General features: G+C 70.5%; 20 protein-coding genes. 11 read left to right on the forward strand and 9 right to left on the reverse strand.

The annotated features are described in order from the left end of the window. Window positions 1-267: 267 nt before the first annotated feature. The 7 genes from WMF24_RS06370 (at window position 268) to WMF24_RS06400 (ending at window position 12,365) form a co-directional block, all read left to right on the forward strand. Window positions 268-6,969: an RHS repeat-associated core domain-containing protein gene (locus WMF24_RS06370; protein WP_437738772.1), complete on the forward strand. Its 6,702-nt coding sequence runs from the start codon at window positions 268-270 to the stop codon at window positions 6,967-6,969. After that, entirely contained in the window at window positions 6,966-7,367 is a 402-nt protein-coding gene (locus tag WMF24_RS06375) for an SMI1/KNR4 family protein (protein WP_437735458.1), read from the forward strand. The genes WMF24_RS06370 and WMF24_RS06375 overlap by 4 nt, the downstream gene beginning before the upstream one ends. A 117-nt stretch (window positions 7,368-7,484) precedes the next feature. Next, on the forward strand, window positions 7,485-8,411 hold the full coding sequence (locus WMF24_RS06380; protein ID WP_437735459.1) for a hypothetical protein: 927 nt from the start codon (window positions 7,485-7,487) through the stop codon (window positions 8,409-8,411). Window positions 8,412-8,642: 231 nt separating this feature from the next. Beyond that, window positions 8,643-9,209 carry a Uma2 family endonuclease gene (locus WMF24_RS06385; RefSeq protein WP_437735460.1) on the forward strand — a complete coding sequence of 189 codons (567 nt, stop codon included), beginning with the start codon at window positions 8,643-8,645 and terminating at the stop codon, window positions 9,207-9,209. A gap of 509 nt (window positions 9,210-9,718) precedes the next feature. After that, a complete protein-coding gene (locus WMF24_RS06390; protein ID WP_437735461.1) occupies window positions 9,719-10,180 on the forward strand; it encodes an Rrf2 family transcriptional regulator in 462 nt (153 codons plus the stop codon). A 261-nt stretch (window positions 10,181-10,441) separates the two neighbouring features. Continuing rightward, window positions 10,442-11,776, forward strand: coding sequence for a methyltransferase domain-containing protein (locus tag WMF24_RS06395; RefSeq protein WP_437735462.1), 1,335 nt, complete (start codon window positions 10,442-10,444; stop codon window positions 11,774-11,776). Between the two features lie 313 nt (window positions 11,777-12,089). Then, the gene (locus WMF24_RS06400; RefSeq protein WP_437735463.1) at window positions 12,090-12,365 is read left to right on the forward strand and encodes a hypothetical protein; all 276 of its coding nucleotides are present in this window, start codon (window positions 12,090-12,092) and stop codon (window positions 12,363-12,365) included. Between the two features lie 786 nt (window positions 12,366-13,151). On the opposite strand, the gene WMF24_RS06405 is transcribed toward WMF24_RS06400, so the two are convergent. The 4 genes from WMF24_RS06405 to WMF24_RS06420 form a co-directional block, all read right to left on the reverse strand. Further along, the gene (locus tag WMF24_RS06405) at window positions 13,152-13,553 is read right to left on the reverse strand and encodes a hypothetical protein (RefSeq protein ID WP_437735464.1); all 402 of its coding nucleotides are present in this window, start codon (window positions 13,551-13,553) and stop codon (window positions 13,152-13,154) included. A 184-nt stretch (window positions 13,554-13,737) separates the two neighbouring features. Continuing rightward, window positions 13,738-14,835: a hypothetical protein gene (locus tag WMF24_RS06410; protein ID WP_437735465.1), complete on the reverse strand. Its 1,098-nt coding sequence runs from the start codon at window positions 14,833-14,835 to the stop codon at window positions 13,738-13,740. A 181-nt stretch (window positions 14,836-15,016) separates the two neighbouring features. Then, a complete protein-coding gene (locus tag WMF24_RS06415) occupies window positions 15,017-16,246 on the reverse strand; it encodes a hypothetical protein (protein WP_437735466.1) in 1,230 nt (409 codons plus the stop codon). Then, on the reverse strand, window positions 16,243-17,817 hold the full coding sequence (locus tag WMF24_RS06420) for a sigma factor-like helix-turn-helix DNA-binding protein (protein WP_437735467.1): 1,575 nt from the start codon (window positions 17,815-17,817) through the stop codon (window positions 16,243-16,245). The genes WMF24_RS06415 and WMF24_RS06420 overlap by 4 nt, the downstream gene beginning before the upstream one ends. 240 nt (window positions 17,818-18,057) lie before the next feature. Here WMF24_RS06420 and WMF24_RS06425 point away from each other — a divergent pair, with 240 nt between their 5' ends. Continuing rightward, window positions 18,058-18,537, forward strand: coding sequence for an SRPBCC domain-containing protein (locus tag WMF24_RS06425; RefSeq protein WP_437735468.1), 480 nt, complete (start codon window positions 18,058-18,060; stop codon window positions 18,535-18,537). A 174-nt stretch (window positions 18,538-18,711) separates the two neighbouring features. On the opposite strand, the gene WMF24_RS06430 is transcribed toward WMF24_RS06425, so the two are convergent. Further along, on the reverse strand, window positions 18,712-19,488 hold the full coding sequence (locus WMF24_RS06430) for an SDR family NAD(P)-dependent oxidoreductase (protein WP_437735469.1): 777 nt from the start codon (window positions 19,486-19,488) through the stop codon (window positions 18,712-18,714). 84 nt (window positions 19,489-19,572) lie between these two features. Then, entirely contained in the window at window positions 19,573-20,040 is a 468-nt protein-coding gene (locus WMF24_RS06435) for a hypothetical protein (protein WP_437735470.1), read from the reverse strand. On the opposite strand from WMF24_RS06435, the gene WMF24_RS06440 reads away from it, so the two are divergent. After that, entirely contained in the window at window positions 20,039-20,995 is a 957-nt protein-coding gene (locus WMF24_RS06440) for a LysR family transcriptional regulator (protein ID WP_437735471.1), read from the forward strand. The genes WMF24_RS06435 and WMF24_RS06440 overlap by 2 nt on opposite strands. A 54-nt stretch (window positions 20,996-21,049) precedes the next feature. Here the strand turns inward: WMF24_RS06440 and WMF24_RS06445 are convergent, their stop codons facing one another. Together WMF24_RS06445 and WMF24_RS06450 are read right to left on the reverse strand one after the other, a co-directional pair. Further along, window positions 21,050-21,529 (reverse strand): nucleoside deaminase, encoded by a 480-nt coding sequence (locus WMF24_RS06445; protein WP_437735472.1) that lies wholly within the window; start codon window positions 21,527-21,529, stop codon window positions 21,050-21,052. Window positions 21,530-21,640: 111 nt separating this feature from the next. Then, window positions 21,641-22,486 (reverse strand): AraC family transcriptional regulator, encoded by an 846-nt coding sequence (locus tag WMF24_RS06450; protein ID WP_437735473.1) that lies wholly within the window; start codon window positions 22,484-22,486, stop codon window positions 21,641-21,643. 257 nt (window positions 22,487-22,743) lie between these two features. On the opposite strand from WMF24_RS06450, the gene WMF24_RS06455 reads away from it, so the two are divergent. Further along, window positions 22,744-23,442, forward strand: a complete 699-nt coding sequence (locus WMF24_RS06455; RefSeq protein WP_437735474.1) for an O-methyltransferase — start codon at window positions 22,744-22,746, stop codon at window positions 23,440-23,442. Window positions 23,443-23,485: 43 nt separating this feature from the next. On the opposite strand, the gene WMF24_RS06460 is transcribed toward WMF24_RS06455, so the two are convergent. Then, window positions 23,486-24,229, reverse strand: a complete 744-nt coding sequence (locus WMF24_RS06460; RefSeq protein WP_437735475.1) for an SDR family oxidoreductase — start codon at window positions 24,227-24,229, stop codon at window positions 23,486-23,488. Between the two features lie 137 nt (window positions 24,230-24,366). Between WMF24_RS06460 and WMF24_RS06465 the strand changes: the two genes are divergently transcribed. Further along, window positions 24,367-25,263, forward strand: coding sequence for an AraC family transcriptional regulator (locus WMF24_RS06465; RefSeq protein WP_437735476.1), 897 nt, complete (start codon window positions 24,367-24,369; stop codon window positions 25,261-25,263). Window positions 25,264-25,351 lie beyond the last annotated feature (88 nt).

Below are 25,351 nucleotides of genomic sequence, written 5' to 3' on the forward strand. Positions count from 1 at the left end.
CGCGCTCATGGTCGTCGGGGCCGTGTGCACGCCGCCCGAGCCGAGCGCTTTCACACACGCCTCGTCCTCTCCGCGCTGCGGCTCCATCCCGGGCGGCCAATCGCACCTCGGCGAGGCACAGCCGTGGCGCCTGCCGCGTGCGCGCCGGACCGACACGAATGCTTCATGAATGGCCCGAGCTCGGTATGGACGGGCCGGTTCAGCGCGAGCTCAGCGCTTGACCCGCGATGCATCGTCGTGGCACTGCTGTGCGCCGGGGAGGCTGCGATGGCGCCAGATCGGCGATGTATGCTCCGGGCGTTGATCCCGCTCTGGATGTTCCTCGCCTGCGTCCTCGCGCAGGGCGGATGCCAGTGCATCTTCGACGAGCCCGCGGAGCCGCCACATGGCTTCATCGCCTGCAGGACCGAGCGCGGGCACCGACCTGCCAGGTCCCGCCCGGCGCCGGCGGTCGAGACCGTCGCCGCCGGCACCATCTCGGGGACGTTCTCCGTCACGAGCACCGGGGAGGCCGTGTACACCATGGACCTGGCCGCCCCGCCACCGCGCGCGGGCATGGGTCCTGGGCTCCAGCTCGTCTACCGCAGCGACGGCGGCGACGGCGTGCTCGGCGCCGGCTTCTCGATCGCAGGGCTGTCCGCGATCACGCGATGTCCGAAGAGCCTCGCGCAGGACGGGGAGATTCGCGGCGTGCGGTACGACGGCGAGGACAAGCTCTGCCTCGACGACCAGCGCCTCGTCCCCGTGGGAGAGGCGCCGGGGCTCATCGAGTACCGGACGCTCCCGGACAGCTTCGTCAAGGTGATCGGGCACTACCCCCCGGAGGGCGGCGCGCCCGCCGAGGCGCTCTTCTTCGAGGCGTTTCTGCCGTCCGGCCGCGTCATCGAGTACGGGCGCACCGAGGGCAGCAGGCCGCTCGCGCGCGGCGGCGCGCCGCGCGCGTGGCTCGCGAATAAGGCGCGCGACGGCCGCGGCAATGCCATGACGTACGCCTATTGCGTCGCCGAGGCGGAGGACGGCGCTGCCGCCGAGTACGCGGTGGATGAGATCCGCTACACGAGCTTCGAGGGCACGCCGTCGCTCGAGCCCTCCCGCGCGGTGCGCTTCGTGTATGCAACGAGGGCGCCGGCGGCCATACGCACCGGTTACTCGGGCGGCATGGCGCTCCAGCGGTCGCTTCGGCTGGACGAGATACAGATGCTCGGACGGGGCGATACCCTGGTCCGGAGCTACGGGCTCCGCTACGAGCTCAGCCCGACGACGAGCCGGACGCTCCTGACACAGGTCGAGGAGTGCGCGAGCGATGGGGTCTGCAAGCCTCCGACGCGCTTCCAGTACAGCCACGCGAAGCCGGGGTTCGAGCGGATCGCGACGGACGTCCAAAAGCCGGTCTCCGAGCGGGCGAGCCCGATGGTGTTCGACATCGACGGCGACGGCCTCGACGACCTCGTGATCCCGGACGTCGACCCGGCGCTCAGCACACCGGCGAATCCGATCACCGCGTGGCGGGTGGCGCAAAACCTCGGGCCGCGCGCGTCTCCGCCCTACCTGGCACCAGCGGAGATCGCGTTCCTCGAGGAATGGCCCATCATCGCCGATCCGCCTGGACCCTCCGATCCGGCCCTCCTTCAGCCCGAGCTCGGGACGGTCCTGGATTACAACGACGACGCCCGGGCGGACGTGCTGCTCCATGACGTCTACGGCGCCAAGACCACGTGGCATGTGCTCCTGTCCCAACCGGACAGGACCTTCGCGGTTCACGACACGGGCATCCGCCGGCCGTTCCCGCTCGGGGTCACGCCCGCGCCGCCGGCTCTGAGCACCCCCGGCGCGTCGATGCACCTCGCCGACGTTGACGGCGATGGCGCGACGGATCTGATCCAGTGCGAGGACCACGACCGCGAAGGAACCGCGCCGATACCGATCGCTGCCGCGTGGACCGTCCACCGGTGGAGGCCTGCGCGCGGCGCGACGCCCGCGGGGTTCGATCCCACGGGGGAGTCGATCGAGCTGCTCACCGGCCATCTCTGCAACACGGAGCTCCACACGCTCGACCTCGACGCCGACGGCACGATCGACCTCATCGTGCCCTCCCTGGTGCGGTTCGATGACGGGACGGTCGTCGTCGGATCGAGCTACGACGCGATCATGCGCCGGGGCGACGGCCGCTGGGAGGTGATCGACACCGAGCTGCCCGTCGTGTGGCCCGGGGGCCGCGTCGCGTTTCTCGACGTGAACGGCGATGGCCTGCCCGACGCCGTCGAATCCGGCTTCAGCGGCGGGCAGCTCTACACGTACCTGAACACGGGACCGACGTTCGTGCTGTCGCCGCTCCGGACCGTGGATGCGTTCAGCTTCGGCGATCTGCTGGGTCTCCGGGATCAAGACGCGTTCTTCCGGTTCGCCGTGCCGCTCGACTTCAACGGCGACGGGCGGCAGGATCTCTTGATGCCCGTCCCTCCAGGCATGCTGTTGGGCGGCTCCGATGTGCTTCCGTCATGGGCCGTCCTGCTGGCGACGGGCGACCACGCGGGGCCGCACTTCAAGCTCGTCGACCCGGGGCTGCCGTTCGAGGCCAGCCTTGCCAGCCTCGACGATGCCGTGACCCTCGCCGACCCACGCGGGCCGCGCACGGGAGACGTGAACGGGGACGGCGCGCAGGACGTGATCCTGTCGCTCGGCGGCGTGTTCACCATCTTCCAGAACCTCTCGGCCGATCAGGATCTCCTGGTCGCGGTCTCCGACGGGATGAACGCGCACGACCCGACCGAGCCGGGCTTCGTGCCCAACGTGAGCATCTCGTACGGCCACCTGACCGACGCGTCGGTCACGAGCGGCAGCGCGACGGAAGAGCCAGGCCGGAGGAGCGCGCTCTACCTCGCGCGGTCCGGCGCGGCGGACGACTGCGGCTACCCGCGGCGCTGCGTCGCCGGCCCGCGTCGGGTGGTCAGTGCATATGCGCTCAACAACGGCGCGGACCGGCCGCGGCGCTTCGAGGTCGGCTACCGCGACGGGCGCTACCACCGGCTGGGCCGCGGTTTCCTCGGGTTCGGGGAGCGGATCGTCACCGACCTCGATACGGGCGCCGTGACGATCGATGTGTACGACCACGTCACGTTCGACGACGAGCTGGAGGTCTTTCCCTTCGCGGGGCGCATACAGAAGACGTGGCGCTGGGCGCCGGGATTGCCGAGCCAGCCCAGGCCGGAGCTGATCGAGCTCTCGTTCGTCGACGTGACGCGGACGCTCGTTCCGACGAACGACGGCGCGACGTACTTCACGCTGCCCACCGAGCGCCGTGTGAGGCGAGCGCAAGGGGTCTATCCGCCCCCGAGCGGCGACCCGCCCTCGATCGATGCGTACGTGCGGGAAATCGAGCGTGGCGGCGACGGCGCGACGCTGCTGCGCGATTCGGTCTCGAAGGTGACGGACTTCGATACGTTCGGCAACGTGCGCGCTGAGGAGGTCTCGACGGACGGCGTCGTCCTGACGCTCAAGGTCACGCGCACGTTCAAGAACGACACCGACCGCTGGGTCCTCGGCCAGCTCCAGACCCAGGACGAGTGCAGCGCGGCGGCGGGGATGTCACAGTGCCGGAGCCTCACGCGAACGACGACGATCTACGGCGAAGTGGAGACCGAAGCGACCGAGAGCGACGACGGGCTGCCGGACACGAAGCTGAAGCTCACCTACACGCGCGACGACTTCGGGAACATCACCGGCGTCACGGCGGAGGACGCCTTCGGGCATCGTCGGACTTCCAGCACGCCGTACGACGCGGAGGGTATGTTCCCCGAGGAGATCATCAACGCGGCCGGGCACACAACGCTCGTGGAGTTCGACGATGCGCTCGGCCTGCTCCTCAAGCGGGTCGACCCGAATCAGCTCGTGACGACGTGGTCGTACGATGGCTTCGGGCGCCTCGGCATCGAGACGCGCCCGGACGGCACGACGACGACGGTCACGCTCTCCCGCACCAAGGACGGCGGTCCGGAGCAGGATGCGTGGCGGGTGTTGCAGCGGAGCACCACGACCGGCGGCGCCGACGGCACGGTCGAATACGATAGCCTCGGCCGCCCGATCCGGTGGTGGTGGTACGGGCCCGATCCGTCGCGAGGCTCGGGCGAGGCGAAGCGCCTCGTGCAGCAGATTGCGTTCGATGCGCTGGGAGAGCGCATCGAGCGGCGCTCGGTGCCGGTCCGCGAGGACACGCCCGAGCGCGAGGTCCTGTACGATCGCTATGAACACGACGCGGTAGGCCGCGAGGTGCGACACACGACGCCGTGGGACGCGGTAACGACGACGGAGTACGACGGCCTGCACGTGCGCGTCACCGACCCCCTCGAGCACGTGACCGTGACCGAGCAGGATCCGCTGGGGCGCGTGAAGACCATCATCGACGCGGCCAGCGGGGTCACCCGCTATACCTACGGCCCGTTCGGCCTGCTGCACGCGGCCACCGATCCGGGCGGCGCGGTGACGCGCATGACGCGCGATGCGTTCGGCCGCGTCCGGCAGCACGACGATCCCGATCGGGGCACGACGGTCTCGACGCACGACGGTTTCGGCGACCTGATCTCGTCCACCGACGCGCTCGGACGCGAGATCACATGGGCGTACGACGCGCTCGGTCGACCCCGCTCGCGCGTGGACCAGGACGGTGCCGAACGCACGACGACCACATGGACCTGGGACACCGCGCCGTACGGCATCGGCAAGCTCCACGTGCTCACGAGCCCCGACGGCGAAAAGACCTACGGGTACACCCGCTTCAGCCAGCTCGAGACGATCGCGCTCCGCGTCGACGGCGAGCGCGCTGCCCTACAGGCCAGGCTGGGCTACGACGATCTCGGCCGCGTCGAGACGATCACGTACCCGGCGCCGGCCGGCGCGGCGCCGTTGGTGGTGGCCCACGAGCGCGACGCGCACGGCCATGTGCTCGCCGTGAGCAACCGCGGAACGAGCCTCGCGTACTGGCGCTTGACGGATGTGGATACGGCGGGCCGGTTCCGGGAGGAGGTGTTCGGCAACCGCGCCGTCACGGAGCGAAGCTATTTCGCCGACAAGCAGCGCCTCAGGCACATCGTGACGCAGAGCGGCGCGGGCGAGGTGCAAGCCCTGGATTATGGTTATGACGACCTCCTGAGCCTCACGCGCCGCACCGACGCGCTGCAACCAGAGAACACGACGGAGCGCTTCCGATACGACCGGCTCCAGCGGCTGACCTGTGCGTACTTCAGCGACGTCGAGAGCGCCGCGGCGCCCTGCGCGCTCCGCTTCGACTATCACCCGAACGGCAATCTCACCTTCAAGTCCGACATCGGTACCCTCTCGTATGACGACCCGCTGCACCCGCACGCGGTCACCGGCGCGGGCACGGACAGCTTCTCTTACGACGCCGTCGGCAATCAGATCGCGCGCGCCGGCGGCACGACGGTGCGCTATACGCCGTTCGACCTGCCGGAGCACATCGCGCAGGGCACGAGCACCGTCACGTTCGCGTACGACGGCGACCAGCAGCGGATCCGCAAGACGACGCCGGAACAGGAGACGCTCTACTTCGGCGACCTGTACGAGCGGGTCAGCGAGGCGGCGTCGGGCACCGTAGCGCATCGGTACTACGTCCACTCGCCGGAGCGCGTGGTGGCGATCGTGACCCGGGGAGGCCCAGACGACGGCACGCGCTACGTGCATGTTGATCACCTCGGCTCCGTCGACGCGCTCACCGACGAGGACGGCGACGTGATCGAGCGGCGGAGCTACGATCCGTTCGGCCAGCGCAGGAACCCGGTGTGGGGGGAGCGCGCGCCGGCGTCGTTCTCCAGCGAGACGACGCTGGGGTTCACCGGGCACGAGAGCGAGGACGATCTCGGGCTCGTGAACATGAGAGGGCGGCTCTTCGACCCCAAGACCGGGCGGTTCTTGACGACCGATCCGTTGGTCTCCTTCCCGTTCTTCGGGCAGAGCTGGAACCCGTACAGCTACGTGCTCAACAGTCCGCTCAACTTCGTGGACCCGAGCGGGTTCGAGGCTGAATACCCGCTTCCCGTCGATCCAGAGTACGCCGAGGATCCCGAGGTCCAGCGGATCATCGAATCCGGTTGTATGGGGCTCGAATGCCTCAAGACAGCGCCCAGCCAGGTAGAAGGCCCGCGCGAGGCCGCGGAGGTCGGCGCGGCGGCGCCGCCGGTCGATGTCAGCACGACTGGGAGCGCCTCTGGGCATGTGCCGCAGCCTGTGACGACCGCGCCGGAGCACACGGGCGCTGGCACCGTGGTTGGTCAGAGCTTGCTGGGCGCCGCGGAGGGGGCAGGCGAGCTGGCGGTAGAGATCGCGCGGTCGCTGGCGCTGAATGCGCTCACGTTCGGGATCTACAGCGGCTACGAGCTCGGCAGCGCGGCGTGGGAGGGGTACGAGGAGGGCGGGCTGCTCGCTGCGCTCAACACGGTGAACCCGCTCTACCAGATCGGGCGGGGCGCTGCGGATACGGCCCTCGCGATCGACCGGGGCGATTACAGGGCATCGGGCGCGGCGGGGACGAAGACGGTGCTCGTCGCAGCCGCCACCGTCTTCGGGATGGGACGAGGGCTGGGGGCGCTTGCGGAGGAATCGACCGTCGGGGTGCGAGCCGCAAGGGGGGGCGCCAAGGCGCTCCCGGAGGGGTCCTTCTCAATTATCGATTGGACAGGATATCCTGCTGGCGCACCGCGCCCTTCCGGTCCATTCCGACTGCTCAGTGGCGCCGAGTATGCCGCGGCTCGCAGTGCAGCAAACGCCACGAACCAAGCTCTGCACGCCGCGGATTCCACGCTGAAAGGTTTGCAAATTCATGAGATTACTCCGGTCAAATTCGGCGGAAGTCCCACGGATTTGTCGAACAAGATCGCGGTTACGCAGGTTGAACATGCGCCGCTCACGACGTTCTGGAACCGCATGCGAATCCACGTAGAAGGGGGAGCTGTCAAATGATTGACGTCGATTTGCTGACCGCGCGACTCAGGCGGAATCTGCCCGCATCGGCTGAGGATGTGCGCGATCTGGTGGCGCGGTCGAAGGTGAGTCTCCCGCCAGGGTATATCGAGTTCATGCGGCGCTCTGACGGCGCCGAGGGGCAGGTTGGGGAAAATGGTCGATATCTCGTTCTCTGGCCCGTGGCGAGCATCGTTGACCTGAATGAGCAATACCATATCGCCGAATTTGCGCCACACTTGCTTGCCTTCGGCTCGGATGGCGGCGGAGAAGCGTTCGCGTTCGATCGTCGGACCGATCCGGCGACGATCGTTCGAGTTCCATTCGTCGGCCTGGATGATGAGGTTCAATATGGAGCTCGCTTCGATGAGTTCTTGGCTCGGCTAAGTGAGGAGTGAATTCCTCGTTCTTCGGGAATAGCTGGAGTTCGTGCAGCTGTGTGCTGAGCGGCCCGCTCAGCTTCGTGGATTCGAGCAGGTTGGAGCCCGAAGAGCGGGGGAATCTCAATGAGCCGGATGGCAAAGCAAGCAAAGGACTTCGAACGCTGGGTCAAGGCCGCCGCGGAGCTGGGGCGGACCGACAACCCGCTGAACATTCCGTACGACATCGCCGTGCGCGAGGCGGTCGCCGCCGCGGCGTTCGTGAAGAAGTACTGGGAGCCCGAGGGCGATCGGCCGGGCCTCAAGCGGGTCAAGAGCCGCCTGCCCGCCTCGAGCAGCGAGGAGCTGCTCTCCATCGTTCACGCCGTGCAGGAGGCGCAGACGCGGCTGCTGCTCATCGTCGATCCGGCCGTGGCCGATCTCGGCGAGCGCGCCCGGTTCGTGGTCGATGAGCTCGAATCGGCGCTCGAGTTCCTTCTCGACGACGACGTCGACGAGCCGGCCGACGCGCAGCTCGCGCGCATCCGGGAGTTCCACGCGCAGGACGGCCAGCGCTCGAGCGCCCTGTCGCAGGCGCTCCGCGACTACGCGGGGCTCGCGGAGTCGCTCAAGGACCGCCTCGTCGAGGCGGACGAGGCGTTCGACGTGCGCCTCATCGCCGAGGCCAGGAAGCTCGCGGAGGACCTGCAACGGCGCGCGCTGGAGGCGGCCCCCGAGGCCGGCGCCTCGGCCGGCGCGGCCGCGACCCGCAACCAGCTGCTGCACCTGATGGTCGCGCGGGTCGGCGCCATCCGGAAGACAGCGGCCCACGTCTTCCGGCGCCACCCCGAGATCGCCCGCGAGGTGACGAGCGCCTACGAGCGGCGCCGGCGCGCGGCGGCGCGGCGCGAGAAGGCCCGCAAGGCCGCCGAGGCCGCACAGGCCAGCGGCAAGCAGGCGGAGGCCAGCGGCAAGCCGGCGGCGGCGCCCGCGACCGCGACCGTCGCACCCACGACCGCGGCGCCCGCGCCCGCCACGCCCGCGACCGCGGCGGCCGCGCCCGCCGCAGCCACGACCCCTTAGCTCCGCCCGCCCGAGCTCCTGCGGCCAGCTTCGCTGACCGCCGGGGTGATGCCCTCTGCCACGACGCGGCGCCGCGCGCCTCCAGCAAGAGCGCGGTGGCCCGACCGAAGCCGCACGCTGCGCCGGTGCCGCGGGCAGAGCGGGCAGCTCGTCGCACAAGGCGCCGCCCGAGGGGATTTGCTACCGTCGGGCATGACCCCATCCGCGCCGAAGGCCGCCCGTCCCGCGACCTTGGAGGACCTCCTTGCGATCCCGGAGGAGGAGCGGCGCCACGAGCTCATCGAGGGCACCATCGTCGAGAAGGGGGCCGCGACCGGCGAGCACGGGGCCGTGCAGCGCAAGCTCTCCGCCTACGTCGACCCCTACGATCAGCGCCCCGGCGGGCGCAGGCCCGGGGGATGGTGGTTCGCCACGGAGGTCGATGTCCACCTCGACGCCGCGAACACCGTCCGCCCCGACGTGGTCGGCTGGCGACGAGACCGCGTCCCGGAGCGCCCGCGCGGTATCCCGATCATGGTGCGCCCCGATTGGATCTGCGAGATCCTCTCGACGAACAAGCGGAACGATCTCATCAAGAAGAAGCGCGTCTATCACCGGCACCAGGTTCCGCACTATTGGATCATCGACCCCGAGGAAGAGACCCTGGCTGTCTATCGCTGGGCGCAGGAAGGTTACGTCGAGATCCTCGCCGCCGAGCGCGGCGAGCAGGTCCGGGCCGAGCCGTTCGAGGCGACTCCGCTGCTGGTCGGCGTGCTCTTCGGCGACGACGAAGACGACGAGCCCGTGCGGGAACCCTAGAGCACCCATCCGGCGCCGGCTCCGCTCGTACGGCTCACGCGGGGGCGGACGTCGTTCCTCCTCCGCCGCGCCGCGCGCCAGCACCGTCTCTCCACCTCTCTCGCCAAGCTCGATGAGACCGCCGGGCGTCGCCTTCCGGATCCGCTCTGCCAGCGGACGGGAGTGCGTCGTGATCCACAGCTGATTCCGGGATGCCGCGTGCACAAGGAGATCTCCGTACGGCCCGAGCAGATCCGGATGCAGGTTCGTCTCCGGCTCGTCGCGGTCCCCCCGGCGCGTACGCCACGGCCGCGCGGCCGCGGAGGGGCGCCGCCGACCTCGCCTCGAGCTCCTCGCGAAAGCCAGCGCCCCGGGGGTGTCTAGCTCCGGCGGACGGGCGCGTAGCGAGGGGACGGGGGCCGTGCGCCCCCCTCGAGAAGGCCACCGAAGCGCTTGGGCGCCGGTCGACGGCCGAGCTCCCGCGGCCGTGCTCCTTGACAACCCTCCGCTAACGTAACATCATAAGTTGCGTGAGACGAGACAGCCGACTCTCCGGGGTGCTTCACGTCCTGCTGCACATGGCCCAGCACGAGGGGCCCTTGACGTCCGAGCAGATGGCGAAAGCCATGGACACAAATCCCGTGGTGATCCGGCGCGTCATGGCCGGTCTCCGGGAGCAGGGATACGTCCGATCGGAGAAGGGACATGGAGGGGGGTGGTCCCTGTCGTGCGATCTCGCGAAGGTGACCCTGCGCGACATCTACACTGCGCTCGGCTCGCCCTCGCTGCTTGCCATCGGGAACCGGACGGAGACGCCCGGCTGCGCCGTCGAGGAGGCGGTCAATGAGGCTCTTGGAAAGTCGTTCGAGGCTGCGGAGTCGCTGCTCCTCTCGCGCCTCGGCGAGGTGACGCTCGCGGCCCTGGGCGAGGACGTGCGGACTCGGGTGGATGCTCGTAGTCGCGCTCGTCGTGGGGGGAGGACGCATGGATAGAACCAGTTTGGAAGGCGAGCGCCTCGTCGTGGGCGTCGTCCCTCCGGCAGTCGCGGCGCAGCGCGACGAGGGCGTGCACGGCGACGGGGACCTCTCGCGGCGGGGCTCACTTCGGGCGGGCGCTCTCCTCGGGGCCACGCTGCTCGCTCCCGGTCGTACGACAGTGCGCTCCCTGAACGAGCGCGCGCGTCGAGGAGAAGTTCATCGTGGAGGTGCGCCAAAGGCCATGAGTCGTTCACAACGAGCAGGAGCCAAACCATCGTGACCACATTCTGGGAAACCGCGTTCGCCGAGAAGCAGCTGATGTGGGGACTGGAGCCGACGATGTCTGCTGCTCTTGCGCGCGACACGTTCACTCGAGCCGGTGTCAAGAGTGTCCTGATACCCGGCATCGGCTACGGCAGGAACGCGAGGCCGTTCCTCGAGCGCGGGATGTCCGTGGCGGGGATCGAGATCTCCGAGACGGCGATCGAGCTCGCCCGCTCGCGACTCGGTCTCGAGATCCCCATCGTCCACGGATCAGTCACCGACATGCCCTTCGACGGCCGGCAGTACGACGGCATCTTTTGCTACGGGCTCGTCTACCTCCTGGATGCCCGCGGTCGCGCGAAGCTCATTCGAGACTGCTACCGCCAGCTGGCGCCCGGTGGGCACATGATCTTCACGATCATCTCAAAGAAGGCGCCAATGTACGGACATGGGCCCCGGCTCGGCGATGACTGGTACGAGCGCCTGCCCGGTCTTCCGATGTACTTCTACGACGCCGAGTCGGTGAAGCGGGAGTTCGGTCCGTACGGGCTCGTCGAGCTCTCCGACATCGACGAGCCTGCGGGCGATGGCGCGACGCTCCCATTCATCAATGTCGTCTGCAGGAGAGACGCCGTGACCGTCGGCGCAGAGGAAGCCGTGAGGCGGCTCCGCGCCGGACAGGTCGAGGTCACGGTCGACGGCGCGCTTCGGCAAACCCAGGTGGAGGCTATCGCGAAGGCCCTCGAGACGAGCAAGACCACTATCCTGAGGATGGGCGGCTGCCAAATCACAGACCTTGGCTGCAAGGCCATCGGGGACGCCCTCCTCGCCAACACCGCGCTCAAGGAGCTGTGGCTGTTCAACAACGAGATCGGGGACGTCGGCGGCGAGGCTCTTGGAGATGTCCTGAGAAGGAACGCTTCTCTCGCGACGCTGTGTCTGAACGAAAACCGAGTGGGCGATGTCGGGGCCAAGGCGATCGGCGAGGCTCTCCGCTCGTCCACCTCATTGGTCGAGCTGGGGCTCGGGCGCAACCAGATCGGCGACGCTGGCGCCGCGGCCATTGGAGAGGCGCTCGCGTCCAACAGCTCGCTGATCGCGCTCAGCCTCAACCACAACCAGATCTGTGACATCGGCGCAGCGAGCGTCGGCGACGCTCTTCGCAACAACGTCTCGCTCAAGATTCTTCGGCTGCGCAACAACGCCATCGGGGACGTCGGTGCGGAGGCGCTGCGGACCGCGATAGCGAGGAACACCACCTTGAGGACCGTCAACTTCGAAGAAAACCCTGCGTCCCCTGCCTTTCACGCTGGCATCAAGGCAGCCCTGGAGGGGCGTCGCCAATGAGCACGGACTTGCGCGGGCGGATCCGGGCCGGCTCGGGTCGCGCGGGCATGCTTTGCCTTCGTGCCACCCCGCTGCCGCGCCGACGGTGAAGAGTGCGCTCGCCGCCGTGGTTGAATACCCCGTAATTGGCGTCGCTCGAGACCCGATGTCCGGGGCTGGTCGAGCGCGTGGGCATCGCGGCCCACCCGGGCGAGCGCGGCGGCGGCTCCGGCGCAGGCGGTGTGCGCCCCGGCGACCCGGCGACCCGGCGACGCAGGCCTTCGCGCGCGTGGCCCACAGGGGCGACTCCTGGGGGATGGGCTGCGGGACGTCGATGCGCGGCGTACACGCGCCGGCCGCGATCGAGGGCGCCGCGATCGTCAGCGACTGCACGCAGGGCTCGCCGGCGCAGCGCAGATCGGCGGGGATCGCGCTCTCGGCGGTGCAGGCGCCGTCCCACGCGTCGGGCGCGGCGAACGACGTCGCGACGGCGTCGGGCTCGCCGCCGGGGCACGAGGACGACGACGCGGCCCACGCGGTGGGGATCGCGCACGAGACCTCGGGCGGGTCGCACGCGCAGATCGCGCACGTCATCGGCACCTGCTCATAGGACGCCCTGTCGGCTAGCTCGGCGCCGCTTCGCTGCGGCGCGGCGCTCTCGCCCATGCGGCCGCTCGTCGGCTGCCGGTCGGATGACGAACACGTCCACTGAGAGACGTTCCGTTGCCAACGGACGCGCCGGGCGCACGACCTACCCCCTGCGCCCTTTAGCCGCCGGGGTGGGATGTTCCCGTTCAACTATCCTTGACGGTCTCCAACATGACTGTTGGCCAACGCTGACGGGTTTGCCAATTCGCGTCTGGTCTGCTCTTCGCATGGTCGAACCATGTGTGATCCGCATGTGTCGATGGTCTGTGGTGCGCCGCGAGGAAACGGATGGGAGGGGACATGAGGTCGGCTATTGTCATCGTGGGCTTGGCGCCGCTGGCGGTCTTGTTCTACGCTGCTTGCAGCGTCGCTCCAGAGGCGGAAGCGGTGGACATCGCAAGCGCGGAAGAGTCGACCCTGGACACGACGGAAGAGGAAGCGTCGCCCACAACTACGACGGAGGAGACGGTCGCAGCGGATGCCCAGGAACTGAGATGGCTAGTGAACTGCAGGAAGCTGGATCGTGTGGAATGCATGATCAGGTGTGCCGAAGCGGGCGTTTCGTGTCGACCAATGTACAGGCATCCGTACAAGCGAAATGCAGGTAGCGGCGACCTTTCTGGGTGCATAAAGAAGCCAAAGGAAGTTTGCGTGTACCACTATCCATTGAACGGTGACGGGTGCTTCGTCATGCGCAGCACAGGGCGTGCATACTGTGTGTACGTGGGTGGCAGGAGATGATCGGCGGCTAAGCAGGATTTGTTTGTTCTGGATGGTCGCCGAACTTGGTGATGAGCTGTTCGGCGAGCGTCGCGACCTCTGATGGTAGATCGCTGCCTGGTGTCCAGGTCTTCAGCAGCGTCGTGAGGCGATGCGCCCGAGCGATGTCGTCGTCGCCTACGGGAGGTCCTCCTTCCATTTCTTCGCTTGCAACGCCTTCCTTCAGTTCTGATAGTGCGGTCTCGAATGCCTCCACGCGACTGCTCAGCACCGAAGGGTCCACTGCCAGATCCGCTATGGAAGGGGAGCCGGATCTGATCCAGCTCAGGAGCCCTTCAAGGCACGCGATACCTTCAAAGAACCCCTCGCCCCACCGCAGGAGCCGGGCGATCGTCGGCGGAGTGTCTTCGTCTTCATTGTCTTGTGTCATTGTAAACAGCTTACATGGCCGCTGCCTTCGTGCCACCCCGCTGCCGCGCCGACGATGAAGAGCGCGCTCGCCGCCGTGGTTGAACATCCTGTAATCGGCGTAGAGTGAGACCCGATGTCCGGGGCTGGTCGAGCGCGTGAGCATCGAGGCCCACCCGGCCGAGCGCGGCGCGGCTCCGGCGAGCTCAGGCGATGCAGCAGAACGTGGACGGCTCGGCCGGGTGGAGCTCGCCGACGGGCGCGCCGCCTTGCGGTGCGCACGCGCCCGGCTCCACCGCCACGACAGCGGCCGACTTGCTCCCCAGGGCGACGCCGGGCGGCGTCACCCCGCAGAACGGGATACTCGAGCTGACGAGGGTCGACGCGACAAGGTCGGTGCACGCCGCGTCGCGGTACACGGAGGCCATGATCGTGCACGAGGCGCCGGTCGGCTCGCCGCAGCTGCAGGGGGTGCAATCGCGGCCGTCGAGCACGCCCTTGTGGAAGACATGCCGCTGGGCGTAGCCCTCCGGACAGCCGGCGTCGCCCTCGTGATAGACGCAGGTCAGGAACCCCGGCGGCGCTGCCGGCGCGCACGTCGTCGCGTCGGCGCACGCGGTGTGCGCCCCGGCGACGCAGGCCTTCGCGCGCGTCGCCCACAGGGGCGACTCCTGGGGGATGGGCTGCGGGACGTCGATGCGCGGCGTACACGCGCCGGCCGCGAGCGAGGGCGCCGCGATCGTCAGCGACTGCACGCAGGGCTCGCCGTCGCAGCGCTGATCGGCGGGGATCGCGCTCTCCGCGGTGCAGGCGCCGTCCCACGCGTCGGGCGCGGCGAACGACGTCGCGACGGCGTCGGGCTCGCCGCCGGGGCACGAGGACGACGACGACGCGGCCCACGCGGTGGGGAGCGCGCACGAGACCTGGGGCGGGTCGCACGCGCAGGTCGCGCACGTCATCGGCGCCTGCTCGAGGCCGGCGAAGCCCTCGTACCCGATCGTCGGCGCCTCGGCGGGGCAGTCGGGGGTGGCCTCCGGCGGGCCGAACCAGAGGAGCGCCGGGCCGGACCAGCCGAGCGGGGCGGGGGAGACGCACTGGCCGGAGCACAGCGCGCTGTGCGCCTCGCCCCCGGCGCCGCCCTGGCCACCGTCGCCGCCCTGGCCGCCGTCGCCGCCGGAGCCGCCCTCGCCGCCCTGGCCGGCGTCCGGCTCGCAGCCGCGGCGATGGTTGGCAATCTCTTCAGGCGTACACGGGCCATAGATGATACCCGGTTCCTGGGTGCAGCCAGCGCTCAACAGCGCCATCGCTCCTGCAAGGGCAACGCATGACACGCGCATGCGTAGAACCCTACTCGAACGATGAACTTCAGCGCAAGACGGGCGTCTCCCGGCGAGCGCCGTAAGCCTTGGGCATTCCGTGGGTTGCGAAAGATTTCTCATTGTTTTTTTGCCTTGGGGAGGCAGATGTCCTTGCTGCCGGATCCCCTCACAGGTTCAGTTGTAGACCGATCCCGAACGCCACACCGATCGCACGAGCGCTCCAGACCTGGTCTTCCGATTCGGTGATGCCGCGATGGCGGAGGAGTGACCAGTCGACGAGGCGCTGAACCGCCTCGGTGGTTCCGTACCCGGAGAGGCTCGCTGAAAACGGCCACGTGACGCCCGCTCGCGCGCCGATTCCGGCGTGAAGACCCAGCAGCGATGCCGGGTTCAATGGAACCTCGGGCACCGCACGGAGCATGCCGAGCTCTCCGACCCCGCACGCGAAGAGAACATGCCGGTGAAGGCACAAGGCCGCGCTCGCGGTGAGCGCCGATGTCGCCACACGCACGTCCTCCACGCTGGTCGAAAGCGACGAGAGCCCGCGGGCCTCCAGCGCGACCGACCATGCCGGCCAGCGTCCTGTGACCGCCAACGTCGGTCCGACCGCAACGCCGGGCGTCAGCCCCAGCGCCATGGCGGCGCCGGCGCCGACGGTCCAGCGGAAGCGCTCCGCCGCACCTTGCCCCGCGCTGCTCGGGGGCGGCACCTCGCCCGAAGGGCGCACGCGCGGCGCCTCGCCCGACCGGCGCCCGCCCGGCGGGCGCACGCGCGGCGCCTCGCCCGATCGGCGCCCGCCCGGCGCCTCGCCCGGCGGGCGCCCGCCCGGCGCCTCGCCCGGCAGCGGCGCCGGCTGCCCCGCGCACGGGCGCTCGGGGGAGCACGGCGCCTCCGCCGCCGTCGCGGGTTCCTCCTGCGGGCCCGGTGCTGCCTGCGGCGGCGGGAGCTCGGCCGTGGCGTCGAGCTGCACGGCGATCGACAGGGCCGCCGTCGAGACCAGCGCCTTGCAGTCGTCGCGGGTCCTGTAGCCGTCGGCCCAGAGCACAAGGCCACGGCGATCGCGGAGGTAGATCGACGCGATGAGCTCGCCCTGCCCTTGTTCTATCGACACCGCCATCGTGAGCGGCGCCGCCGCGTCGAAGGGGTCGAAGCCCATGCGCCGGGCGGTCGCCGCGCGCAGGAACTGCGCGTCGGGGCAGCGCTCGGTGCCCGGGCCGCGCGTGAGCTCGAGCCGCACGCGGGCCCGGCGCGGTCCCGGATCGGCCCGGGCCGGCGCGGCCGCGAGCTGCGCAGCAAGGGCCGCGACCATCGAGGCGAACGCTGCGCGCCGCGGCTGCTTCCCCCACCGCGGGCGGGGCGACGCGACGCGCGCGTGAAGCGACGGCCCTGCGCTCATCGCTGCTCGTGCCCCGCCGCGCCGCGGGTCGCCGTCGCCGGCAGCGCCTCCGCCCTCGACCGGAGCCGCTCGCGCAGCAACGTCAGCCGGCTCCGTGGAAACCGCCGCGCGTGCGCATCGACGTGCCCGAGGGCGGCGCCGCGCTCGCCGTGCAACAGCGCCTCCTTGGCCGCATCGAGCAGCGCGAGCTCCTCGTCGAGCCGATCCTGGCCTTCGTCTGGGGACGCCGGGGCGCGCCCCGAGGCGGCGGGCTCGCGCTGGCCTGGCCCATCGTTCGTCCGCGCCGCGGACGCTCGAAGGCCCCGGGCATCGCCGAAGAGCGCGGCGTCGCCGGAGGGCGCGGCGTCGCCGGAGGGCGCGGCGTCGCCGGAGGGCGCGGCGTCGCCGGAGGGCGCGGCGTCGCCGGAGCGCGGCGCCTCACCGAGAACGCCCCGGGGTCGCGACTCCGGCGTCGGGGCCGGGTGTACGCTCCGCGCGACGAGGAGGGGGATCGCGACCGCCCCGAGGTGGCGAGCCCAGGTCACGGGCGCTGGAGCGAGCGCCGTGGCCAGGAGCACGCCGCCGGCGACGCCTGCCGCTCCCCACCCGGGGCCCCACCCGAGCGCCGGACGGCCGGCCCGGGCGAACGGGCGCGCGATGCGCGCGAGGCGCGCTCGCCACCGTGCCCTCTCGAGGCGCGCTCGGGAGCTCGGCGCGTCCGAGCTCGGCGCGGCCGAGCCCGGCGCGGCCGACCCTGGCGCGGCCGCGCCGCTCGCGGGCAGGATCGTCTCGGAGACCGCGCGCAACGAGGTCGCGGAGAACAGCGGGAGCACGAGGACGCTGGACCGGAGCGCCCGCCGCTCCTCGGGGCGCAGCCGCTTCTCGGCGGCGCGGTAGTCCCGGCGCGCGAGGCGCAGCCGGCTCGCGGCGGTGTTCTCGTTGATCTCCAGGGCGCGCGCGATGTCGCGCACCGGGACGTCGTACGCGTCGGCCAGGACGAGGATGGCGCGGCGCTCGGGCGCGACCTCGGACAGGAGGCGGATCGCGAGCGCGAGCCGCTCCTTCGCGGCGATGCGATGCTCGCTGCTCGGGGCGACGTCGGTCCCCTGGAAGCAGGCGGCGTCGGCGAGCCCTACCGGCACCTCGCGGCGCCGGTAGGCGCGCTCGAGGTGATGGCGGACCTGCCGCCAGGCGATCCCGAAGAGCCACGAGGCCTCCGCCCGCCAGTGCGCGCCGAGGCGCTCCGGTCGAGGTGGATCGGGCATGCCCGCGAAGGTGCCGCGCAGGCGCCGAGGTGCGTCGCTCGGCGCGCTGTCCGCGCCGACGGGGGCCTGCCCAGGCGCCGCGGCGAATTCCAGGGGGTCTGGCGAGCCCAGCAGGGCCGTGGCGCGCGCGCTGCCAGGGCGCGTAGGGTCGTACCGGGGGAAGCTGCGGTAGGCGCCCAGCAAGACCTCCTGGCACAGGTCGGCGAGGTCCTCCTCGGCGACGCCGAGGTACCGGAGCATGCCAGGGAGGACATGAACGGCGGTTGCATACATGGATGTCCAGGCGCCGTGCTGGACCGGGGCGGCCGGAGGATGAGAAGGGCTCATACTCAGAGTTACGGGGCGTCTCCCGCGGCCGTCACAGAATCAGGCCGGGCCGAGGCCCCCACCGACCCGATGCGCCCCCTTCGACCCGATGCGCCCCCCTCGACCCGATGCGGTGCCGGCCCGACGCGGTGCCGACCCGATGCGGTGCCAGCTCGGCGGGGGGGCCCTGCCAGCCGCTCCTTCGCTCTGCCCAGCTCCTTCGCTGCGCCCAGAGGACCGGCGGCATGGTAGCTTGTGCCGGTGCGAGACCCAGGCGCCAGGGGCCGGACCGATACCGCGTCGCTCGTCGTCGCTGCTCAGCCCGACGCGGTCTACCGTGCCTTCGCCGACCCCGACGCGCTCATGGCGTGGCTCCCGCCTGACGGCATGACCGGTCGCGTCCTCGACTACGACTTCCGCGAGGGCGGTCGCTACCGCATCGAGCTGACCTACGAGGAGGCAGCGCCCGTCGGCGGCGGCAAGACCACCGGGCGGACTGACGTGAGCACCGGGCGCTTCCTCGCGCTGGAGCCGGGCAAGCGCATCGTCCAGTCGGTCGTGTTCGAGTCGTCGGACGCCTCGTTCGCGGGCGAGATGGTGATGACCTGGTCGTTCGAACCGCTGCCCGCAGGGACCCGCATCACCACCACCGCGGAGAACGTCCCGCCCGGCATCAGCCAGGCCGACCACGACGCCGGCCTTCGAGCGTCGCTGGAGAACCTCGCGCGCCACGTGGGGTGACGCCCGCCTCGTGCGCGGCGCGACCGGGCCGTCGTGGCGCGGACGCTTGATGGGCGCGTCCGGGCGGCCCGAGTTGCCCGGGCGGCCCGAGTTGCCCGGGCGGCCCGAGGGCGCCGCGCGACGACGCCACGCCGGGCAGCGCGCGCGCTCGCTGGCCAGCCGGGGCGCCGGCGCTCAATCCCCCGGCTGGATGGCGACGGAGTATCCGCCGTCGGCCATCACGATGGAGCCGACCATGAAGCTCGCCTTGTCGGACGCAAGGAACGCGACGACCTCGGCGATCTCCTCGGGCGCGGCCGCGCGACGGATGGGGGCGCCCCTGCCGTGATCGCGCAAGAACTCGCGGCCGTCGGGCCGGATGTCGTTGAGCAGGTTCGTCACGACGTCGCCCGACCCGACGGCGTTGACGCGGACGCCATGGTCGATGGCCTCCAGCGCCAGGACCCGCGTCAGCTGCGCCAGCGCGCCCTTCGACGCCGCATAGGCCGCGATCTGCGGGAACCCGAAGAAGCAGGCGTAAGAGCCGATGTTGACGATCGCCCCGCGCCTGTTCGGGATCATCGCCCGAAGCGCCTCGCGCGAGTGCAGGAACACCCCGGTGATGTTCACGTTCAGGATCGAATTCCATTCGTCCAGCGTCATGTCGACAACGAGCTTGTTGATGATGCGCGCTGCATTGTTGACGAGGATGTCGAGCCTCCCGAAGCGCTCGACAGCGAGCGCGACAGCGCGCCGGGCCGTGTCTTCCTTGGCGACATCCCCGACGAACGGCGCGATGCGGCCGCCGCCCCGGTCCAGCTCGTTGACCGCCGGGTTGATGTCCTCGGCCACGACCGCGGCGCCGCGCGCCTCCAGCAAGAGCGCCGTGGCCCGACCGATGCCGCTCGCCGCGCCGGTGACGATCGCGACCCTGCCTTCGAGATCACGCTGTAGGTGTTCGGTCTTGCTCATGTTCTCCTCCGAGAGCGCCGTGCGGGGGCTCTCCATTCTTTCCTTGTGACGTCCAGGAGGATCGCAAGCCCCCGGCCCCCGCCGCTACGGAGGGGCACCGCCAGCGCCGCCATCGTACCTTTTGAGATCGAACGGCAGCGTCAGCGCCCCGAAGTCCGGGATGCTGCCGACGGGGGCGGGCTGCCCCTCGCCCGTCCGTTCGTCAGCCTGCGCGCTTTGCTCCAGCGCGATGTCCTGATTGCGCGTCACATTGGCGCGCAGGACGTCCTCGTACGCGGCGATGCCGCCGACCAGATCCTCCTTGTGCAGGGCGAGCTCACTGGCCAGAACGTAAGCGCCGACCATCGCGACCGAGGTGGCCTGCCCCGTGCCCAGAGAGACGGCGTAGCCAGCGTCGCCGACCAGCACGATCCGCCCGCGTGACCAGCGGCTCATCCGTACCTGGCTCAGCGAGTAGAAATGAAAGTCGGTCGCGCGCAGGTTTCGCGGACCGAGCCGTCCAAGGCATGGATCGCACGGAGTTGATGCCTCCAGGGCAACGGTTGAGACCATGGAACTCCGACACCTCCGCTACTTCGTCACGATCGCCGAGGAGCAGAGCTTCCGCCGGGCCGCCACCAGGCTCCACGTCTCGCAGTCTCCATTGAGCCGGCAGATGAAGGACCTCGAGGAGGAGATGGACGTCGAGCTCTTCGCGCCCGAGGGGCGCGGGATCAAGCTGACGGCCGCCGGGAAGGCCTTCGCGGAGAGGGCCAGGAGCATCCTCGCGAGCGTCGACGCGGCCGTCGACGAAGCCAGGGGGATCGCGGAAGGCAGGCTCGGAACCGCGGTCATCGGCTTCGAGACGGGCACGACCTTCATGGGCTCGTTCCTGCCCCTCGTCGCGGCGTTTCGTCGGCGAACGCCCCGCGTCGGCCTGCAGCTCGTCCCCATGAGCAGCCTGGAGCAGTGGACGGCGCTGCGGCAGGGGACAATCGCCTTCGGCTATGGGGCCTACGCGCCCGATGACGACGCACTCGGCCACCTCGAGATGACCCGCGATCGACTCGGGCTGCTCCTCTCCGCCGAGCACCGGCTCGCGCGGCGCAAGAAGATCCGGCTCCGAGACCTCGAGAGCGAGCGCGTGCTGCTCCAGCCGCGTCAGCTCTATCCGAGGCTCCACGCGGACATCATCACGGCGGCGCGCGCGCAGGGCGTGACGCTGCACGTGACGGCGGAGGTGCTCGACCTGGAGGCGCTCATGGCGCTCTGCGTGATCGGCGACGCGGTCACCTTCCTCTCGGAGAAGTTCTGGGAGATGGCCTCGCAGACCTCGTTGCTGTGGCGGCCCGTCGAAGATCTCCACATCGATCTGAGCGAGGTCGTCGCATGGCGCGCGGAGGACGGCGGCGCGCCCGTCGTGCGAGCGCTGATCGAGAGCGCGCGAGAGGTGAGCCCGCTCCTGCAGCGCGCCGCGGACCGCGCGCGCTCCCCGAGGGGCGCCACGCGAGAGCGCAGCGAGCGCTGAGAAGGACCAAAGACCCCTTCCAGGGGCGTCCTCCCGCCGGTACGGCCACCCGCTTCAGCGCGCGGAATGGAAGCGTCGAAACAGCGCGCGGACCTCCTCCTCGAGGCTCTGGATGGGGCCTTCCACGGGCAGGCCCGGGACGATCTCGCGGATCGGCAGGCACCGCACCGGAGGCGGCGGAAGGCCCAGCTCGGCGAGCCAGCCGGCCAGCTGTGCCGAGGAGCTCGCGTACACGATGCGGCCGAGCCGGACCCAGCCATGGGCCGCGGCGCACATGGGACAGTGCTCGGTCGAGGTGAAGACCGTCGCCGCGGCCCGCTCGTCGGGGGCGAGGTTCGCGGCCGCCCAGCGCGCCAGCGCGAATTCCGGATGGCAGGTCGGATCGCCGCCGCCCACGCGGTTGTGATCCTCGGCGAGGACCGTCCCGTCCGCCGCGACGAGCACGGAGCCGAACGGCTCGTTGCCGGTCTCCAGCGCCAGCGCCGCGAGCTCGACGCAGCGGCGCAGGTGTCTCATCTCGGTGTTGCTCGGCATGGTCGTCTCCTTCGGGGGCACGGGAGCACTGCTACGTTCGCGCGGGAGGGGCCTTCGCAAGAGAGGGACCGCTCCAGGGCCCTCGGTGAATGCGTACCGGGCCCGCCGCCGTCAAGCAAGCGCGGCCAGGCGGCCCGCCATGTAGCGCGCGGGCGACGTCCCGAGCGCCTTGCGAAACATGGTCACGAAGCTGCTCGCGCTCTCGTAGCCGAGATCCAGCGCCACGCTCTGCACCGTCGCGCCGCGGGAGAGCTTCTGGATGGCGAGGACGATGTGGAGCCGCTGGCGCCAGCGGCCGAAGCTCAAGCCCGTCTCCTCGACGAGGAGACGGTTCAAGGTGCGCTCGCTGACGCCGACTCGCTTCGCCCACGTCCTCGCCGTCACGCCGATCGCCGGATCGGCGGTCATCGCGTCCGCCAGGCGACGGAGCCGCGGATCGGTCGGCATCGGCAGGCGGTGGTTCTCGATCGAGACCGCCGCGAGCTCGTCGAGGAGCACGCTCACGAGGCGCGCGTCCGGTCCTTCGAGATCGTAGTGCGCGGGGCGCGTCGCCAGGCGCAGCAAGAGCTCGCGGAAGAGCGGCGTCACCGACACAGCGCAGCAATCCTGCGGGAGGTTCGGCGCCGCGCCGGGATCGAGGAAGACGCCGTAGCCCTCGAGCGGCGCGCGCGCGCGCAGCCGATGCGTCACCGAACCGGGGATCCACAGCGCCGATTGCGGCGGCACGATCCAGAGGGCGCTCGACGCCTCACAGATCATCTCGCCGCGCACCATGTAGACGAGCTGCGATTCGCGGTGCGCGTGAGGCTCGCTCTCGATCTCGCCGCTCGCCATGCTGAGCCCGATCGCGTTCGCCGGCCGCGCGACAGCCGTCTTCCAGCGCCCAGGCGCATCGAGCACGAAGCGGCGCGCGAGCGACTCGAACGACGCCACCGCGCCACGAGGCTCGCTCGTCACCTGGGCGTCTCCGCGAATCGTCCAGCCCATCGCATGCGCAACCCGTGTCCCGCTCGAGCTCCGCCGCGTCGCCGCCATGGCCGTTTTGATAAACAATTTGTCCTGATTGCGCAATGCGGACAGCGGCGCTCGTCGCTAGGTTCTCCTCCGTGGCCCCAGCGTTCCACCGCTTCCCCGGTGTTCAGCGCAGGGGGCAATGCCTGTGAGGAGGGTGAGCGAATGCTTCGAGCGTGTGTGTCCTCGACCGGAGGCCGACAATGAAGTCCGATCCCTTCGCCGTCCTGCCCGATGGGCGGGTGCGCGCCGTGCTGCGGCGCCTCCACGACGAGGCCGACAGGCAGGTGCCGGGCGTCCTCCTCCACTTCCTGCCGCAACTGCCGCGGATGCTCCTCGGCCGCCGCGTCGATGCCCCGGGGTCGGAGCTCGACTTTGCCGACAAGTACATCGCGATAGGGCGCGACCAGGGCGCCTTCTGCTACCTGACGGCGCGGGCGCTCGGCGCCAGGACGATCGTCGAGTTCGGCACGTCCTTTGGCGTCTCCACGCTGTGGCTGGCGGCGGCGGTGCGCGACAACGGCGGCGGCCGCGTCATCGGCACCGAGCTCGTGCCGGAGAAGGCGCGGCGCGCGCAGGCGAACCTGGAGGAGGCGGGGCTCGCGGCCTTCGCCGAGATCCGCGTGGGGGACGCGACGGAGACGCTGCGGGCCGACCTCGGCGAGGTGGATTTCATGCTCAACGACGGGATGCCCCTGCGGGCCCTCGACGTGCTGAAGCTCGTCGCCCCGGCCCTGCGTCCCGGCGCCGTGGTGGTGACCGACAACGTCGGCGTCTTCAGGGCCGATTACCGCGACTACGTCGCCTACGTGCGCGATCCGCGCCACGGCTTCGCGTCGATGACGGTGCCCTTCCGCTCGGGCACCGAATACTCGGTCCGGCAGCCGGCGCGCGCGGGCTGACAGGGGACCAGCGGCTGCCTCGACGAGCGGAGGGGGCCCGGGCTCAGCTCGCCCGAGCCAGCGCCACCGCGTCGGGGCCGGCCGGGAAGCGGAGCTGCCCCGAGGCGTCGTTCGCGGCGCGCCACACCGCCTCGGCCACGTCGGACTCGCGGGTCACGAGCGCTGGCCGCTCGAAGGCGGCGAAGATGCGCTGCGCGTAGGGCGCGTACGCCTCGGGGATCAGCCCCGCCATGCGGGAGCCCCCGTTGCTCGTGAAGCGCGTCGTCGGGCCGTAGCCCGGCTCGACGAGCTTCACCCGCACGTCGAAGTCCGCGAGCTCGAACGCGAGCGACGCGGTGAACCCCTCGATGGCCGTCTTGCTCGCGGTGTACACGGCGACGAGCGGCATCGGCGCGAGCGTCGCGCTCGAGGTCACGTTCACCACCACGCCCGATCGCCGCGCGCGGAACCGGGGCAGCACGGCCTGCGTCATGGCCATCACGCCGAAGGTGTTGGTCTCGAACACCTCGCGCACCGTGGTCATCGGCGTGGCCTCGAAGGCGCCCAGGAGCCCGATGCCGGCGTTGTTCACGAGGACGTCGACAGGACCGCTCGCTTCCAGCGCGGCCGCGATGCTCTCCGGCCTCGTCACGTCGAGCGCGACGACGCGCAGCCGGTCCGACCGAGGCAGCACGTCCTCGCGCGGCGTTCGCATGGTGGCCACCACGTTCCAGCCCTGCGCGTGGAAGTGGCGCGCCGTCTCGAGGCCATAGCCGGAAGAGCAACCAGTGATGAGCACGGTCTTCATCGCATTCCTCCATGGGAACTTGCCGTCAGCGGCAGTTCATCGCCGCGGTGAGCGCGGCGTTCATGGGGGGAACATAGCGGTGGTGTGCTGGACTATCTATCATTGGTAGTCCACATTTTGTTTGCTAGAGTCCAGGCATGAGCGACCCGCTCTCGGAGGTCATCGCGCTGCTCCAGCCGCGCGCCGTGTTCTCGAAGCGCATCAGCGGCGCCGGCCGCTGGGGGGTTCGCTACTCGGACTTCGGCCAGCCGAGCTTCTGCGCCGTGCTGGAGGGCAGCTGTCGCCTCGCCGTCGACGGCGAGCGCGCCGTGACGCTCGAGGCGGGCGACTTCGTGCTCCTGCCGGCGACGCCGGGCTTCACCCTGTCGGGCTTCGAGCCGGTGAGGCCAGCGCGCGTCGATCCGAAGGCGACGTCCGCGCCGACGGATGAAGTCCGCCACGGCACGCGCGGTGGGCGCCCCGACGCGCGGCTGCTCGGCGGCTATTTCGTCTTCGATTCGCCTGACGCGGCCCTGCTCGTGTCGCTGCTGCCGGCGCTCGTTCACGTGCGCGGCGTCGAGCGGCTCTCGGTGCTCGTGGGGCTCGTCGGCGAGGAGTCGAACGAGAAGAGGGCGGGTCGCGATCTCGTGCTCACGCGGCTCGTGGAGGTGCTGCTCATCGAGGCGCTGCGGCTCGCTCCGGGGGACGACGCGCCTCCGGGGCTCCTGCGCGGGCTGGCCGATGCGCGGCTCGCGCCGGCGATACGACAGATGCACGGTCAGCTCGCGCGCTCGTGGACGGTGCCCGAGCTCGCGAAGACCGCGGGCCTCTCGCGCTCGGCGTTCTTCGAGCGCTTCACCCGCACCGTGGGCCTGCCGCCGATGGAATACCTGCTCGCCTGGCGCATGGCCGTCGCGAGGGATCTGCTCCGCCGCCACGATCTCGGGATCGCCGAGGTCGCCGAGCGCGTCGGCTACGGCTCGGCGAGCACCTTCAGCACCGCGTTCAGCCGACACGTGGGGCAGCCTCCGGGCCGCTACGCGCGCGCGGGCTAGAGCGAGGATAGCGGCCAGGGCGAGCCGAGGAGCGGCGGACGGAGCTGCTGCGTTCGCCCACGATCGCATCGCCGCGGAGCTGGCCGTA

Source organism: Sorangium sp. So ce1335 (assembly GCF_051521615.1).
In the GTDB taxonomy this organism is placed as follows: domain Bacteria; phylum Myxococcota_A; class Polyangia; order Polyangiales; family Polyangiaceae; genus Sorangium.

Coding starts and splice junctions, on each gene's coding strand:
- WMF24_RS06445 (WP_437735472.1), bottom strand. CDS start 21,529: ATGCCGAGCAACACCGAGATGAGACACCTGCGCCGCTGCGTCGAGCTC.
- WMF24_RS06370 (WP_437738772.1), top strand. CDS start 268: ATGGCGCCAGATCGGCGATGTATGCTCCGGGCGTTGATCCCGCTCTGG.
- WMF24_RS06410 (WP_437735465.1), bottom strand. CDS start 14,835: ATGGCGCTGTTGAGCGCTGGCTGCACCCAGGAACCGGGTATCATCTAT.
- WMF24_RS06405 (WP_437735464.1), bottom strand. CDS start 13,553: ATGACACAAGACAATGAAGACGAAGACACTCCGCCGACGATCGCCCGG.
- WMF24_RS06430 (WP_437735469.1), bottom strand. CDS start 19,488: ATGAGCAAGACCGAACACCTACAGCGTGATCTCGAAGGCAGGGTCGCG.
- WMF24_RS06375 (WP_437735458.1), top strand. CDS start 6,966: ATGATTGACGTCGATTTGCTGACCGCGCGACTCAGGCGGAATCTGCCC.
- WMF24_RS06380 (WP_437735459.1), top strand. CDS start 7,485: ATGGCAAAGCAAGCAAAGGACTTCGAACGCTGGGTCAAGGCCGCCGCG.
- WMF24_RS06465 (WP_437735476.1), top strand. CDS start 24,367: ATGAGCGACCCGCTCTCGGAGGTCATCGCGCTGCTCCAGCCGCGCGCC.
- WMF24_RS06420 (WP_437735467.1), bottom strand. CDS start 17,817: ATGAGCCCTTCTCATCCTCCGGCCGCCCCGGTCCAGCACGGCGCCTGG.
- WMF24_RS06460 (WP_437735475.1), bottom strand. CDS start 24,229: ATGAAGACCGTGCTCATCACTGGTTGCTCTTCCGGCTATGGCCTCGAG.
- WMF24_RS06440 (WP_437735471.1), top strand. CDS start 20,039: ATGGAACTCCGACACCTCCGCTACTTCGTCACGATCGCCGAGGAGCAG.
- WMF24_RS06415 (WP_437735466.1), bottom strand. CDS start 16,246: ATGAGCGCAGGGCCGTCGCTTCACGCGCGCGTCGCGTCGCCCCGCCCG.
- WMF24_RS06400 (WP_437735463.1), top strand. CDS start 12,090: ATGCGCGGCGTACACGCGCCGGCCGCGATCGAGGGCGCCGCGATCGTC.
- WMF24_RS06455 (WP_437735474.1), top strand. CDS start 22,744: ATGAAGTCCGATCCCTTCGCCGTCCTGCCCGATGGGCGGGTGCGCGCC.
- WMF24_RS06435 (WP_437735470.1), bottom strand. CDS start 20,040: ATGGTCTCAACCGTTGCCCTGGAGGCATCAACTCCGTGCGATCCATGC.